Consider the following 14,638-nt stretch of genomic DNA (forward strand, 5'->3'; position numbering starts at 1 on the left):
AAGCTCATGAATACATTCATCACCCGGCAAGCAGGCGGCAAAATTTTGCTGGTAGCGGCAATCGCCTTGCTGGCAGGCTGCGATACCTTGCCAAAACGCGACCCCGACTTCGCCCCGGTACAACCCGCCGATCTGCGTCCGCCCCAACAAAGCAACGGCGCGATTTACCAGGCCGGCTACGACATGCGTTTATTCGAAGATCATGCCGCGCGCCGGGTCGGCGATATTTTGACGGTAACCTTCGACGAAAACACCAACGCCACCAAGCAAGCCAATTCCAAGGCCAGTAAAAACTCTGACATCAATATCAAAGGCTCCGCCCCAACTCTATTCGGCGTCGCCAGCGAGGCTTTGCTTGGACATGACCTAGCCTCATCGCTCGAATACAGTACCGACCGCAGCAGCGAAGGCAAAGGCGACTCCCGGCAAAGTAACCGGCTGACCGGCAGCATGAGCGTGACCGTGGTCGATGTGTTGCCCAACGGCAATCTGCGCGTGCGCGGCGAAAAACGTGTGACGCTGAACGACGGCAGCGAATATATCCGCCTGTCCGGCATCGTAAGGCCTATCGACATCAACGTCGCCAACACCCTGGCCTCCAGCAAAGTAGCCGACGCCACAATTATGTACACCGGCGACGGCGCCTTGGCCGACAGCAGCAAGCCCGGCTGGATCTCGCGAATTCTTTCCAGCCCCTTGTTTCCTTTCTAGCCGAGGCTGACGGAGAAATCTGATGAACAAAATACTCTTTTCAATCGCCTTGCTGCTCTTGGCAAATACCGCGCAAGCGGAACGCATCAAAGACATCGCCGCCATCGCCGGCGTGCGCACCAACCAATTGGTGGGCTACGGTCTGGTAACGGGTCTGGATAAAACCGGCGACAAAACCAAATTTACCGGCCAAAGCCTGCGCAGCATGATGGGCAAGCTGGGTCTGACTTTGCCGCCCGATACCGATCCCAAAGCCAAAAACGTCGCATTGGTCAGCATTCACGCCGACCTGCCCGCTTTCGCCAAACCCGGTCAAAAAATTGACGTCACGGTCTCCTCGATAGGCGATGCCAAAAGTTTGCGCGGCGGCTCGCTGTTGATGAGCCCTTTACGCGGTGCCGACGGCAATGTGTATGCGGTGGCGCAAGGGAATTTAGTGGTGGGCGGTTTGGCCGCCGGCGGTCAGGACGGCTCGAAAGTGACCGTCAACAACCCCTTGGTGGGCCGGGTGCCTAACGGCGCCACGGTGGAACGGGCCGTACCTAGTTCATTCGATCAAAGCGCTGACTTGGTGTTTAATTTGAACTCGTCGGATTTCACCACCGCGCAGCGCATGGCGGACTCGATCAACAAGGCTTTAGGCGCCGACACCGCGCAAGCCGTCGATGCTACTTCGGTCAGCGTCAGAGCGCCGGTTAATCCCAATCAACGGGTCGGTTTTGCCTCGGTTATCGAAAACCTGGAACTGGCCCCCGACGATGCCCCAGCCAAAGTGATTGTCAATTCGCGCACCGGCACCGTGATTATCAACAGCAAGGTCAGAGTACAACCGGCCGCGGTGTCTCATGGCAGCCTGACGGTGACGATCAGCGAAAACCAACAAGTCAGCCAGCCCAACCCCTTATCCGGCGGCAGTACCGTAGTCACACCGCAATCCAACGTCTCGGTCAAAGAAGACAAGAACCACATGTTTGTCTTCAACCCCGGCGTATCGCTGGACGAGATCGTCCAAGCGGTAAATGGCGTCGGTGCAGGCCCCAGCGACTTGGTGGCGATTTTGGAAGCCTTGAAATCCGCCGGCGCGCTCAGAGCCGAGTTGATAGTGATTTGAAGAACGTAACACAGCCGCCAATTGCATGATTTTTTGGAGATTCCCATGTTAAACGTAGACAGCGCTTCGGTTTATACCGACTTCAACGGCCTGGCGAAACTTAAACAAGGCGCCCGCGAGCAATCGCCCGAGGCGATCAAGGAAGTCGCCAAACAATTCGAGTCGGTGTTTTTAGGCATGATGATGAAAAACATGCGTCAGGCCAAATTGTCCGAAGGCATTTTGGATAGCCAACAAACCCAGTTTTATCAAGACATGTACGACCAACAAATGTCCGTGCACCTGGCCGGCAAACCCGGCATCGGTTTTGCGGATTTGATTGCTCAACAACTGTCGCCCAAACAAAACAAAGACGAAGAACAAGACAAACAACTGTCCACTGGCGATTTCTTGAATCGCGCGGCCGGCACCGGCGCTAGCAACAACCCCGACAAACACCAATCGCTGCGGGCCGGCAGCGAAGAGGCGGAAGAGCAGATGCCGCTGGATGCCTCCGGCTTAAGCAGCCTGGAACGCAGTTTGGCCCGATTGGAACGTAGCCAGAAGGCCCTGGCCGACCAATGGCAAACCCTGGACGACAAAGTCAGCAGCGAAAATGATCGGCCGCTAACCTCCAGGGACGAGTTCGTTAACCAATTGCGTCCGCATGCCGAACAAGCCGCGCGCAGCCTGGGAGTGGATCCCAATGTCTTGCTGGCTCAAGCGGCATTGGAAACCGGCTGGGGCCAAGGCATGGTGAAAAATCCCCAGGGCGACAACAGCTTTAACTTGTTCAATATCAAGGCCGATAGGTCCTGGCAAGGCAAACAAGCCAAAACCATGACGCTGGAATATGCCGGCGGTGTCGCCAAAAAAGAAATGGCCGGCTTCCGGGCTTACGATTCCTATAAAGAGAGCTTCGACGATTACGTGAACTTTATCAAAACCAATCCGCGTTACAGCGAAGCTTTGAAAAAAGCCGGCAACGCCGGACACTATTTACACGAGCTGCAACAAGCCGGTTATGCCACCGATCCGCGGTATGCCGAAAAAGTCATGACCATCTACCACAGCCAAACCGCGGCCCAGGTAGCAGCTCTAAAAAGCGCGGGTTAGGAGGCGACCATGGCCATTGGCATTCTCGGAAACGCATTGTCGGGGCTGACGGCGTTCCAACGCTCGCTGGAAACCACCAGCAACAACATCAGCAACGCCAACACCGAAGGCTACAGCCGGCAGCGCGTCGAACTGGCTACACGTCCCGAGCAATTTACCGGCAACGGCTATATGGGTAACGGCGTCGAGGTTGCCAACATCACTCGCAGCTACGACCAGTTCATCAGCAATCAGGTCCGCTCCAGCACCGCGACGTTTCACGATATAGACAGTTTTTACACCTTGTCCTCGCAAATCGACAATATCACCGCCGACGAAACCACCGGTCTGGCACCGGCCATGAAAAGCTTTTTCGATGCGGTCGACAGCGTTGCCAACGATCCCAGCTCGGTGGCCGCCCGCCAGGTAATGCTGACCGAAGCTGAATCGCAGACCCAGCAATTTAACACCATGAGCGCCCGCTTCGGCGATTTGCGTAAGCGTGTCAACGATAACATCACCAGCTCGGTACAAGAGCTAAACGGCTTTGCCAAAACCCTGGCCGAATTGAATGTGAAAATCGTGTCGGACATCGGCCGCTCGTCCGGCAAGCAAATGCCCAACGAGTTGATGGATCAGCGCGATCTATTGCTGACTAAAATTGCCGAAAAAGCCGATGTTTCCTATGTCGCCCAAGCCGACGGCTCTTACAACGTGTTTATCGGCAAGGGCCAACCACTGGTGTTGGGCAGTGCGGCGTCCACGCTATCGGTAGTAGGCGACAGTAACGACGTCAATCAAAAGCTGATCATGCTGAATGGCCAGGATATTTCAAAACAGTTATCCGGCGGCGAAATCTCCGGCAATTTGCGCTTTAGAGATCAAGTTCTTGACCCCGCGCAACAACAGCTGGGTTTGCTGGCAACCGGTTTGGCTACGGAATTTAACAATATTCATAAAGCCGGCTACGACATCAACGGCAATACCAATGTGGCGTTTTTTGATTTGAATTCGCCGACTCCGCAAGTGAAAGCCACCGTCAGCGACAGCACCTTGGTGGTTTCCAGCGCATTTGTTGCCCCAACATCAGCATCCGGCTTGGGCGCCGCTTACCGGCTTGATGTGACCGCAACGGTACCGGCGGCCACTTTCAGCCTGACCAATTTAAGCGACAATACCACTACCACAGGCTTAAGCGCCGCTACTCTGGCGACCACCGCCGCCACTAACGGTTTTAGTATCAGTTTTAGCGGCGGCTCGTTGACCAGCGGCGATTCCTTCCAGATCAGCCCCAACTTTAATGCCGCCGCCAAAATCAAAGTGAACGCGGCCATCACCAATCCCAGACAAATTGCTGCCGCCAGCGCCACCGGCCTGCCCGGCGACAACAGCAATGCGCTGAAATTGGCTAACCTGGAAACCCAAGCAAAAATGTTCGGCGGCAAAGCCAGCTTTACCCAAGTGTATGGGCAAATGATCTCGGATGTGGGTTCGCAAACGCATGCCGCCTCGGTGGGTCGCACCGCGCAGGAAACCCTGCTAAAACAAGCCACCAGCGCCAAGGAAAACGTATCCGGCGTCAACTTGGATGAAGAAGCGGCCAATCTCATCAATTTTCAAAATTCGTATCAGGCAGCAGCCAAAGCCGTGTCGGTGGCTAACTCACTATTCGACACGCTGATCGGGGCATTTCGCTAGGAGATTATTATGCGCATTTCAACTTCATGGAATCATCAGCTCGGCCTTAACGCGATGTTGGATCAGCAATCCAAACTCAGCGAGACTCAGCTAAAACTATCGTCCGGCAAGAAATACCTGAGCCCCGCGGAAAATGCGGTCGCCGCCACCAGTATGATCGACCTGAATCAAAACATTAAGGAAAATCAGCAATACCAAGTCAACATCGGCGCGGCGCGGCAAAGGCTCGACCTGGAAGAATCCGGCCTGGATAATGCCGGCAGCGTGTTGCATAGAATCAGGGAATTGACCGTACAAGGCTTGAACGACAGTAACACCGCCACCAACCGCAAACAAATCGCGATGGAAATCGATGAGCTAAACAAACAATTACTAAGCATCGCCAACACCAAAAATGCCAACGGCGAGTATATTTATTCCGGATACAAAACCGACCAGGCCGCATTTACCGACACCCCGGCTTACGCCTATCAGGGTGACGCCAACCAACGTAGTATCGCGATAGGCCCCAGCCGGCAAGTGACCGACGGCGACCCCGGCGAGTCTGTATTCGGCAGTATTCAAGTCGCGCCGCTGACAGCAGGCAGCATCAGCAACGTGTTTCAAGCAGTCGCGCAAATATCCGCCGATTTAAAAACCAACACCCCCAACAAGAACTCGCTGAACGACATCGATACCGCTCTGGTGCGCTTCGATACGATACGCGCCTCGGCCGGCGCCCGTTTAAACGCCTTGGACGATCAGGAAAATTTAAACGCCGACTACATTCTGGACAACAAATCCACCGCCTCGGACATCGGCGACCTGGATTACGCCGAAGCTTTGAGCAAATTCAATCTGCAACAAATATCGCTGCAAGCCGCGCAGCAAGCCTTTACCAAGGTACAAAATCTGTCGTTGTTTAATTACATTTCGTAATTTTTTTGGCACCGGGATTATCCATCCCGGTGGGCACCTGTATGGTCTGCATTGCCTTCCGATGTTAAGATTCTTGCAGCTGAGCAAAATCAAGCAGCAACACGAGTTAGGTCAATTAAGTTGATTTAGTGACGGAAGGCATGAAATGGCAAAAACCATGAGTTGGCACCGCATCACCCTCTCCCGCCAGGAATACGAATCCGGTGAAATCTACGTGCTGTTAGGCGCTTTCCGAGCCGCCTACGTGGCGCGAAACGGCCCCGAGGGCATGGCGATGTTCGGCGGCTGGTCCGACGACGAAACGGCCTTCCTGGTTTACACCACGCCCAGATCGGTACGCCACATCACCCCAATCCTGGACGCCTACTCGGCCAAACAAAGCAAAATACCCGATCCGTCCGGCCTGTCGTTGATATACGGCGACGAGTCCGGCTTCTCTTCCTTCGAGATAGGCTTTGAAGCCTGATGTTATTTCGGATTTTTGTGAATTGTCTTTAAGACTATCGTAAACCCGATTTTCCGGTAGGTGTTCTGGATTGGGTTGATGGGCAAATTTCGGCCATGAGCGGAAGTTCGCTTAGCGGCGATGTAGGTCCGCTTGAGGCCGACTACTGCCGCTCGGATTTGACGACAAATGATGCGCATTGATTGATGTATGCTTAAGGCCTGTTGCACCCGAGACTCTCAGTTACTGGAGAACGTGGATGGTCCAAAAGTTTTATCGTACCTAAGGCTTCGATAGAGCGTGCCGTCCTCCCATATCGGCTTATAGAGCGGGAGCTCCCAAAGCCATTCTGGCTCGCCGGCCGCTACGGCTTCGGAGTGGGCAATAAGTTGATATATTGAAATTAGTTTGAATCTTTCCGACATCGCAGGCGTGACATCTGAATGCCAATTTCTTTCAATGGCGGCAGCGCGCACCTGTAGTTTCGCAATCCATTCGGCACGCGCTTGGGAGTCCAAGCATTCGGTCAAATATCCTATAACCGGGAAATCAAAAGAGCTCTTTGCCACACTGAAAAGGCTTCTGGAATGCTCTGTGCATCCAAAATCCCATCTCTCCCATCTTTCAAACGCTGCGATCCACAGCCGCTGCCGCTTGCATGCCGGAGCCTTCTCCCGAAAGATGGTCAGCGCAGTTGCAATTTCGGCCCGCCCGAAATCAGAAACTCCCGATATGGACGATACATATGCGTCGAGCGCCTCATCTGGAGCGCTGGCAAGGGTGTTCCCAAGAGCTTCTTGAAGTTGTGGATAGCGTCCAGGGTATTCATTCAGGACGGCTAGCCATCGTGTCCACTCGTCCGGGACTTTAGCTGCTTCAGACAAAAGAATTTCCCACTCCATTGGGTAGCTCTCGCTGCCTCTTGACGCGCAGTTCGCTGAGTGGTGAAGCGCCCAGAATTTGAACGTCCAGTTCGTGCTTACGGTGGCAAGGTGCAGGGATTGGGCCGCAGGAGTGTGTAAGACGTAGGCAGCAATCTCAAAGAAGTCGTTCTCCCCTTCCAGGATGACTTCTAGGCATTGGCGGTCAAGTCGATACAGCGCAACCGACGCATGCTGTTTAGCTGGTGACCAAACTTTCCACCACAGATGATTCACTGCCCACTCCACCGACTTCCAATCCTTCGATGCAGCGTTGGCAAGAAATGCCTCAATATGACTGGTACTGTAGCGCTCGCCCTCGAGAATTTTCTGACCGTCAGCCCGGCATTGTTTTATTATTTTTTCGAGGGTAACGATCAGCGGCTTCGGCACATTCTGGACTGCCTTTACCAATTCATCCCACAACTGGGCATCACACTCGAGTAGCGCGGCGAGTGCCAGTATATTCGTCAAGCATTGCTCTGGATTTGTGGCGTCTTTGGGAAATGTACGAAGTTGTTCCGCAAGCCAAGCAAACAAGCCGTCAAACTGCTCAAGCTCGGAATCCTCCATGTTCTCGCTGCCTGAACATAGAAACGGAAACTCTTCGCGTAGCTTCCTCGAAACCGTATCAAACGCCTCTACTCCCCGCTCAACGAGGGATAGGTTCAGGGAGGTCGGTTCGTATGGTTGCGCTCCTGAGGCCCTTTCGACAATTCCAACGAGGACATCGAGTTGCTTCATGAGTATTTCCAGATTAGGTGTTCGGGCTGATCACTTTGATCCCAGAAAGCTTTGAAGGCCTGTAGCACGGGCTCCGGGTAAGCTACTTCCTGAACGATGCAATGCTGCGCGCCAATATGGTTGATGGACGCCCCCAGGGACCAAACTCGCGTTCGGTCGCGACCCAGTCCAGGAAACATCAGGAAGCGGTCGTGGAAGCTCCCCTGAATACCCCAGCTCATGCGGAACTCGAGCTTCATGTTAGACGGACCGATGAACGCCGTATTCAGCGTATCCTGTTGAGCCTTGATCCAAGCTCCCCGGGCGGTCACCTCGATGTCCTCCGTGCCGTCGTCATTCTCGTCGTCAGAAGCCCCTTTCTTCGACGGCTTTGCCGAAGTTAATGCCCAGAGCTCCGTTCCTGCGTCCGAGCAGAACGCAAGTGTATTGAGAACATCGTTCGCTGAAAGGTACGGGTCCCACAGGTATATAGCGCCTTGATTTGCAGTTCGAATGAGCTGGCGGATGTCCTCAAGGGCGCGCCGATGCTCCTCTTGCGGACTTGCATTGCCGTTGCCGTACTGCACGAACCTTCGGGACGCCACGAGCTGCTTCATCCTGGCCTTGAGCTCTCGCCTTGCTCGCCAGTCGACTTCCTCCTGACGCCGTGGCTGCCAATGGCTACACCAACCGCCAGCAGGTTCCGTTAGGCCGATTTCATGCGACTCGATAGTGTTGGCTGGCCCCTTTACCTCGAATCGGCGCGGCTGCTCAAGTCCAGTACTGGTAGACGATTCGACCCGCCATTTTCCGCCAGGAGCATAGAGCGGGGCCGTCGCGGCCAGCAGGAGCTGCTTTTGCGTGTCCCAAACAGAGAAGCGAAGGTCACCAGACGTGGAAGGAATATCCAGGCTCGCGGCCCCCACGGGAAACTCAAAACGTGCAATGGAAGTGATTAACCCATCCTGTTCGACACGGTATTCTCCAACCACCGGCCTAGCAGCGATTTCGGGGTTCCAGGCCATGCGGAGGTCCACTGGCATGCCGGGGCGCCGCCGGAACTCAGCAATCAGGGCATTTGATGGAATCTGGAACAATATATCGCCGATGCGGTCAGGCACGCGCGCAATGTTCAATGGCAGCATCGTGGTGAGCCATTCGGACAGTTCCTCGAAAAGGGCATCTTCCCGAACGAGGTCTGTCAACGTCGATTTGCCCTCATCTTTGAGTTCGATTACATACGAACCGGACCAGAAGTTGTTTTTCAGGACTGCGTTAAGGGGGACCTCGTCGCGCGAATCGGGGGGGCAGAACATTGGCGGCGCAGCCACGAGTCTGCCTACCTGGAGGGCTTTCTGATCTGGGGGAATCCAAACTCCGGTGCGGCCGTAGCACTCGATACACGCGAGAAGCTCTGCGATTCCTACAGGGCGTTTGGTAACTCTAAAGCTCCATCCATCCAAGCCTTTGAGCTTCTTGGATTTTCTGTCCAAGAAGATCTGTTTTGAGTCTGAAGGTTGCTCGCCGGGCTCAGCGACATAGATGGAAAAGATGTTTCGCACGAGCACCTCATCGGTGGCCTGCGTGGAACTGAAGGCAATGACCTCAACTGCCTCAAACCAAGTGTAGTTCCCTAGCAAGCCTGGCTCAAGAAGCTCTTTAAGCGTAGTTACTGTGTCGAGCATGTTTTTTCGCCGCTTGGAATGATCCATCCCTGCCTCCCAGTCACATCTATAAGCGTTGCTTTAGCGATACATTTCTTGATTCTCAATCCCCTGTTGGGTCCTGTCAACCTGCGGAGAACTGATGTAAGTGTTCGGTCATTTATATATCGCCAGCAAAAAGACCAAAGCTGTTGCTATGCAGCGTCCGCAACCTGCTGCGAAGCGGTCAAATATGATCGAAAGCTGACTGCCTGTGACTTTCCGAAGCCGTTGTCAGCAGTCATTAGCAAAGCTCGCGTATTACCTTGCTATCCACAAACTAAAATGTCATAGTCGATGACAGCAGCCATCTAACCCGATGTCAGTAAGCTGCAAATTGTTAAAGTCGACGTCAGCACGTCGCAAAGGGGGCACTATGACTGACCTTTCTCAGATTGCAGAATGCGAATGGAATGAAGCGTATCGCCGTGCTGTCGTCTTGCGTCCGTTGTTTGAAATCCAGTATTGTTCTCGCGAGAAAGCGCATGAAGCCGCCGTTGAATTGGGGTTATCCGAAAGGCAGGTGTACCGGCTAATTCAACGGTTACGCGAGTCCGGCGGCGAACTCACTGCGCTATTGCCGGGTGGCTCCAATGGTGGGCGAGGTAAACAGCGACTTGCCGCACCTCGCGAAAATTTGCTCCGTGGCCTGATAGCCGAAATTTTTCTTACGCGGCAAAAACGGTCAGCAGCCGAACTCGTGTTTGCAATCCGGAATCAATGCTTAAAAGCTGGATTAGCGCCGCCTTCTGAGAGTACTATCCGCCGCCGCTTGAAAACCTTATCTCCGGCTGAACACTGTCAACGCGGCGAGCCCCATCCTGAAATCAAGCCGATTTACGGCATCACGCCAACCTCTGATATTCCCCTTGACTGGCTACAAATAGACCATACGCCAGTCGATCTGATTATCGTCGATCCAGTGGATCGTTCACCGATTGGCCGACCATGGCTAACGGTGGCCATTGACGTTTTTAGTCGCTGCATTGCCGGGTTCCATCTATCCCTTGAGGCGCCCTCGGCCACCAGTGTTGGCCTTTGTCTGGCCCTGGTAGCCAGTGATAAGGCGCCGTGGTTAGAACAGCGTGATATTGAAGCATGCTGGCCCGTCAACGGTAAGCCGCGTCGTATCGGCGTCGATAACGCCTCAGAATTTCATTCGCTAGCATTTGAACGGGGCTGTGCTCAGCATGGCATTGCCATCGAATGGCGACCACCTGGCCTGCCTCATTACGGCGGAGTCGTCGAGCGCGTTATTGGCACGTTGATGCAGCTAGTTCATGCTTTGCCCGGTACAACCTTTTCAAATCCAACCCAACGCGGTGGCTATGATAGTGACAAGACGGCCTGTCTAACACTTGAGGAACTTGAACGCTGGTTTGCCGTCGCGATTACCAAGTATTACCACCTGCGGCCGCACGAAGGTATGGATGACGATATTCCCTTGCATCGCTACCAGCAAGGTCTCCAGTCGCTTATTGCCGCCAACAAAACGATACCAATACCACGTGACCCACGCACCTTCCTGATCGACTTCCTGCCAGTAGTGCGCCGCTCTTTACAACGGGACGGTATTACGATTGATCACATTACTTACTACAGCAATGCGCTACGTCCATGGATACAGTTGCGCAATCAGCCAACTCCTTTGCTGATTCGCCGCGATCCCCGCGATTTGTCACGAATTTTCGTGCTTGATGAAGAGCATAATGTCTACCTGGAAGTACCGTATCGCATGTTGTCTCGACCGGCTATCAGCCTATGGGAGCACAAACTAGCGCGAAAACGTCTGCGTGAACAGCGACGCACTGCGGTCGACGAAGCCAGTTTGTTCGCCGCCATTGATGAAATGCGTGAGATTGAGCGTAAGGCCGAGACGCTTACGCGCACAGCCCGCCGCAACCGGACGCGCCGCCAATTGGGTTCGAAGCTAGAGAGGGAGTCATCTCAAATTGAGAATACCACGTCGACAGTTGATATTGGTCCAGTACGCCCGTTTGATGACATCGAAGCATGGTAAGCCTTAGCCATTTAGGTCCAGAAGCGCGCTCACTGGCCATGTTACCCAGTGCAGAGCGTCTAGCTCGCCTTCGAATCGAGCGATGGATCGGCTACACCTGTGCCCACCAAGCATTGTTACAACTTGAAGCGTTACTTTCCGACGAGCCTGGCAAACTGCGTCCGAAAAACATCCTTATAGTAGGCCCAAGCAACAACGGCAAAACCATGATTGCCGAAAAGTTTCATCGCGCGCATCCCCAGCGGATGTCAGAGGACGGTGAACACGAGGTCATTCCGGTCCTCATGCTACAAATGCCAGCCGAGGCAACCGCTAACCGACTACACACCGCATTGCAGGCTACACTGGGTACGCCAGTTGGCTTTTATGGTCGGCACGACGTGCGTGAGGCCTTGACATTACGACTGATGCGAACCGTCGGCGTCCGCATGCTGATAATTGACGAGGTACACAATTTACTCGGCGCAACGGCTAGGCGGCAACGCGAACTGTTGAATCTGCTCCGTTTTATTGGCAACGATCTGCGCATTCCTATCGTTTGCCTGGGTATCCGTGACGCTTATCTTGCGATTCGTAGCGACGACCAGCTTGAAAATCGGTTTCATCCTCTGTTACTACCACTCTGGGAGGCTGGCGAGGAATTAGCACGTCTGCTGGCCAGCTTCGAAACTGTTTTGCCCTTGCGTGAACCCTCACATTTAGCAACTGCACCGCTGTGCGAGCTGATTTTGCGGCGATCTGAAGGTACTATTGGTGAAATTACCGCACTCTTGAACAGTGCCACGGTAGCTGCGCTATTGCAGGGAGAAGAACGCATTAATTGCGCCGTCATTGAGCGCGCTGATTATCATCCTCCTAGCGTGCGTCGGCGCATGGTTGAGCGGGAATTGCGTTGAGTGCAAAAGCGCTGGCCGTTGCATCCGAAACCTCATGATGCCGAAACGTTAGAACACTATGTCCGCCGACTGGCTGAGTGTTACGGTGTTCGTTATGAACTCTTTTGCCTTCGCGCTCTTGGTATCCCTGTCGCCGATAGCCGAGCGAGACAATTTCAGGCTCCCACACCGGAACTACTCCAGCGACTATCCAATGGCACGGGAATTTCTGTTGAACTGCTTGAGCAGATGACTTGGCGGCGTGTTTGGGATCGACTTATGGACAAAGTGCGTCAATATGTAGAAACTGCTGAAGGCAAAGCTGCGTTAGAACTTGTCGCGAACAGGCGGTTGGTAGGAAATCCACCGCATAAATGAATAATCAGCATCATTCAACAATATCCGTGAGGCTGGCATGGCTAAAGACGTTCAAATGTCCATCAAGATGGAGCACGAATTACGCGACCGTTTCATGGTCATTGCAGCGGTTCACCGATGCCCAACCGCTCAGATCGCAGTTTCGGCCACTTGTTGACGGTCGAAGTTTTTGAAATCCCTCAATTGACTGGCTGATTATCCCGTCACTGCTGCCCGTGTTATATCGGGATAGTTAGCGACCATTTTAATTAATCCTGAACTTTAGAGAAGTGGCTATCGCTTCTCGAGATCGTGTCTATGATGATTGGGTAACTTGTGGGATTGTTGAAAGGGTAACTATTGACGATGCCAAATTGCTTTGGCAGAAAACGCCAGAAGAAAGAAAAAACGAGATTCTCTGGGAAGTGCCCGACACCCTTCGTGAACAAGTTGCAGGTATTCAGGAACCAGATTTTGCTGACTTTTTAGCAAGCCACTACCAGCATCCCAATTCGAAAAATTGTTGAAACTCGGCTGTAACTGTTTTTCAAAGTAATCCGATAGTATTTTGGGCTTTGTGTCTAAGCTCCCCCGGCTTGTTAATGAGTGACACCAGTGATTAAAACAGAGGTGGTGCCGGAGCGTGGGAACGATGATTAATCTGGGTTCACCCGGCTAAGCGGCGGCGGTTTGGTTTGCGCGCAAATTAACACAATTGCTTAGCCAAGACGCGGATAAGCTAATCGCTCCCGTCAAAACCCAACTTTTAACTTTTCCAGCAACTGGTTTACTTCCGGATTTGTCGCCGCCGAGTCCTGGTAAACCGCAAAAATCGTGCGCCAAATTTCCGGATCGGATAAATACCGGGTTTTGAGCTTATCGCCCCGCTTCGGCACACTGAATTCCGGCATCAACGCCACGCCTAACCCGGCCCGCACCATGCTCAATATCCATTCCTCGCTGTTGCTTCTATAAGCCGCATAGAGATTGATCTGCCGGCCCAGGCAAACGCCGCGCAAGGTTTCGCGTAATTCGCAGTTTAGGCGATCCAGATAAGGCTCGGATTGGATGGTCGCCAAATCGATGACCTCCAATTGATTGAAGCGATGCTTGTCGTTAAAAACCACTACATAACGCTCCTCGTACAGCTTTAAGGACTGTAAATGCGCCGGCAGCGGCGAGGTCGGCGCACTGACCATCAAATCCAGCCTTCCCTCATCCAATTGCTGCGCCAGATTACACTCGTTATCCACCACCAGTTCCAATTCCACATGCGGCCGTTCTTGCTGGAAGTCGGCAAAGAACGTGCTGAGATGTTGCGCGGCAATAGTAGCCATCACGCCTATGCGCAGCGGCACGGTGTTCAAGCGGCTGAAGCGGACAGCCTCGGCCTTGATGGTTTGCGCCTCGTGAAAAATCTGCCTCAGGGTCGGCTCCACCAAACGCCCCAGCGATGTCAAACGACAGCCGCTGCGTTCGCGGCTGAATAACTCCCCGCCCAGTTCGTCCTCCAGCTTTTTAATTGCTTGCGTCAACGACGGCTGCGCAACAAAAGCCGATTGCGCGGCCCGCGTAAACGATCCCTTATCGCATACCGCCAGAAAATAGCGTATTTGTTGCATTTCCATATCTACCCCAATTGAATAGGAAAAACCTATTGTTTCATAGAAAACCGGTATTTTACTAATTGGAAAAATAGGCGTTTCATAGCATCTACTTTTTACAAAAACATTCGAGAAACCTATGAAAGCAGCAAAATTAATTGTGATGTACCCAGTACCGACCGATCTGGAAACCTTCGAACGCCGCTATGCCGACGAACACGTGCCGATGGCCGTGGAAAAGTTGGCTGGGAAGACCCGCTTCGTCGCCTCTCTGATCAAATCCAATGCCGACCAAAGCGCCGCGCAGCTTCATCGTATCGCCGAAGTGTACTTCCCATCGATTGGCGATTTACAAGCCTGCCTAAGTTCGCCCGGCGGCCAGGAAACGGCGGCGCATGCGGTGGATATTTCCAGCGGCGGCGCGCCGACGTTTTTGATTTCCGAAGTGGAAACCTTCGATTTCTAATTGCGTTGATCAG

General features: G+C 53.4%; 14 protein-coding genes. 11 read left to right on the top strand and 3 right to left on the bottom strand.

Annotation, left to right across the window (positions count from 1 at the left end):
- Positions 1 to 6 precede the first annotated feature (6 nt).
- The 6 genes from flgH (at position 7) to ACMXD4_RS18830 (ending at position 5,978) form a co-directional block, all read left to right on the top strand.
- On the top strand, positions 7 to 711 hold the full coding sequence (gene flgH / locus ACMXD4_RS18805) for a flagellar basal body L-ring protein FlgH (protein ID WP_051670499.1): 705 nt from the start codon (positions 7 to 9) through the stop codon (positions 709 to 711).
- A gap of 22 nt (positions 712 to 733) precedes the next feature.
- The gene (locus ACMXD4_RS18810) at positions 734 to 1,822 is read left to right on the top strand and encodes a flagellar basal body P-ring protein FlgI (protein WP_171697630.1); all 1,089 of its coding nucleotides are present in this window, start codon (positions 734 to 736) and stop codon (positions 1,820 to 1,822) included.
- 45 nt (positions 1,823 to 1,867) lie between these two features.
- Positions 1,868 to 2,917, top strand: a complete 1,050-nt coding sequence (flgJ, locus tag ACMXD4_RS18815) for a flagellar assembly peptidoglycan hydrolase FlgJ (protein WP_171697629.1) — start codon at positions 1,868 to 1,870, stop codon at positions 2,915 to 2,917.
- 9 nt (positions 2,918 to 2,926) lie between these two features.
- Positions 2,927 to 4,594, top strand: a complete 1,668-nt coding sequence (gene flgK, locus ACMXD4_RS18820) for a flagellar hook-associated protein FlgK (RefSeq protein ID WP_415879070.1) — start codon at positions 2,927 to 2,929, stop codon at positions 4,592 to 4,594.
- Positions 4,595 to 4,603: 9 nt separating this feature from the next.
- Entirely contained in the window at positions 4,604 to 5,512 is a 909-nt protein-coding gene (gene flgL, locus ACMXD4_RS18825; protein ID WP_171697627.1) for a flagellar hook-associated protein FlgL, read from the top strand.
- 157 nt (positions 5,513 to 5,669) lie between these two features.
- On the top strand, positions 5,670 to 5,978 hold the full coding sequence (locus ACMXD4_RS18830; protein ID WP_171697878.1) for a hypothetical protein: 309 nt from the start codon (positions 5,670 to 5,672) through the stop codon (positions 5,976 to 5,978).
- Positions 5,979 to 6,196: 218 nt separating this feature from the next.
- On the opposite strand, the gene ACMXD4_RS18835 is transcribed toward ACMXD4_RS18830, so the two are convergent.
- Complete coding sequence (locus ACMXD4_RS18835) at positions 6,197 to 7,621, bottom strand: hypothetical protein (RefSeq protein WP_171697626.1); 1,425 nt, start codon at positions 7,619 to 7,621, stop codon at positions 6,197 to 6,199.
- Positions 7,618 to 9,312 (bottom strand): VPA1262 family N-terminal domain-containing protein, encoded by a 1,695-nt coding sequence (locus ACMXD4_RS18840; protein ID WP_171697625.1) that lies wholly within the window; start codon positions 9,310 to 9,312, stop codon positions 7,618 to 7,620. Before ACMXD4_RS18840 ends, ACMXD4_RS18835 begins: the two co-directional genes overlap by 4 nt.
- 367 nt (positions 9,313 to 9,679) lie before the next feature.
- Between ACMXD4_RS18840 and ACMXD4_RS18845 the strand changes: the two genes are divergently transcribed.
- The 4 genes from ACMXD4_RS18845 to ACMXD4_RS18860 all read left to right on the top strand — a co-directional run bounded on the left by ACMXD4_RS18845 (position 9,680) and on the right by ACMXD4_RS18860 (position 13,082).
- On the top strand, positions 9,680 to 11,323 hold the full coding sequence (locus tag ACMXD4_RS18845; protein ID WP_171697624.1) for a Mu transposase C-terminal domain-containing protein: 1,644 nt from the start codon (positions 9,680 to 9,682) through the stop codon (positions 11,321 to 11,323).
- A 38-nt stretch (positions 11,324 to 11,361) separates the two neighbouring features.
- A complete protein-coding gene (locus tag ACMXD4_RS18850; RefSeq protein WP_235048920.1) occupies positions 11,362 to 12,219 on the top strand; it encodes a TniB family NTP-binding protein in 858 nt (285 codons plus the stop codon).
- Positions 12,220 to 12,576: a TniQ family protein gene (locus tag ACMXD4_RS18855; protein WP_020485767.1), complete on the top strand. Its 357-nt coding sequence runs from the start codon at positions 12,220 to 12,222 to the stop codon at positions 12,574 to 12,576.
- Positions 12,577 to 12,845: 269 nt separating this feature from the next.
- The gene (locus ACMXD4_RS18860; protein ID WP_152429037.1) at positions 12,846 to 13,082 is read left to right on the top strand and encodes a hypothetical protein; all 237 of its coding nucleotides are present in this window, start codon (positions 12,846 to 12,848) and stop codon (positions 13,080 to 13,082) included.
- A 225-nt stretch (positions 13,083 to 13,307) separates the two neighbouring features.
- Here the strand turns inward: ACMXD4_RS18860 and ACMXD4_RS18865 are convergent, their stop codons facing one another.
- Positions 13,308 to 14,183, bottom strand: a complete 876-nt coding sequence (locus tag ACMXD4_RS18865; RefSeq protein ID WP_171697623.1) for a LysR family transcriptional regulator — start codon at positions 14,181 to 14,183, stop codon at positions 13,308 to 13,310.
- 115 nt (positions 14,184 to 14,298) lie between these two features.
- Between ACMXD4_RS18865 and ACMXD4_RS18870 the strand changes: the two genes are divergently transcribed.
- Complete coding sequence (locus ACMXD4_RS18870) at positions 14,299 to 14,625, top strand: EthD family reductase (protein ID WP_064037762.1); 327 nt, start codon at positions 14,299 to 14,301, stop codon at positions 14,623 to 14,625.
- Positions 14,626 to 14,638: the final 13 nt, after the last annotated feature.

This window comes from Methylomonas sp. TEB, assembly GCF_047777895.1.
Classification (GTDB): Bacteria; Pseudomonadota; Gammaproteobacteria; order Methylococcales; family Methylomonadaceae; genus Methylomonas.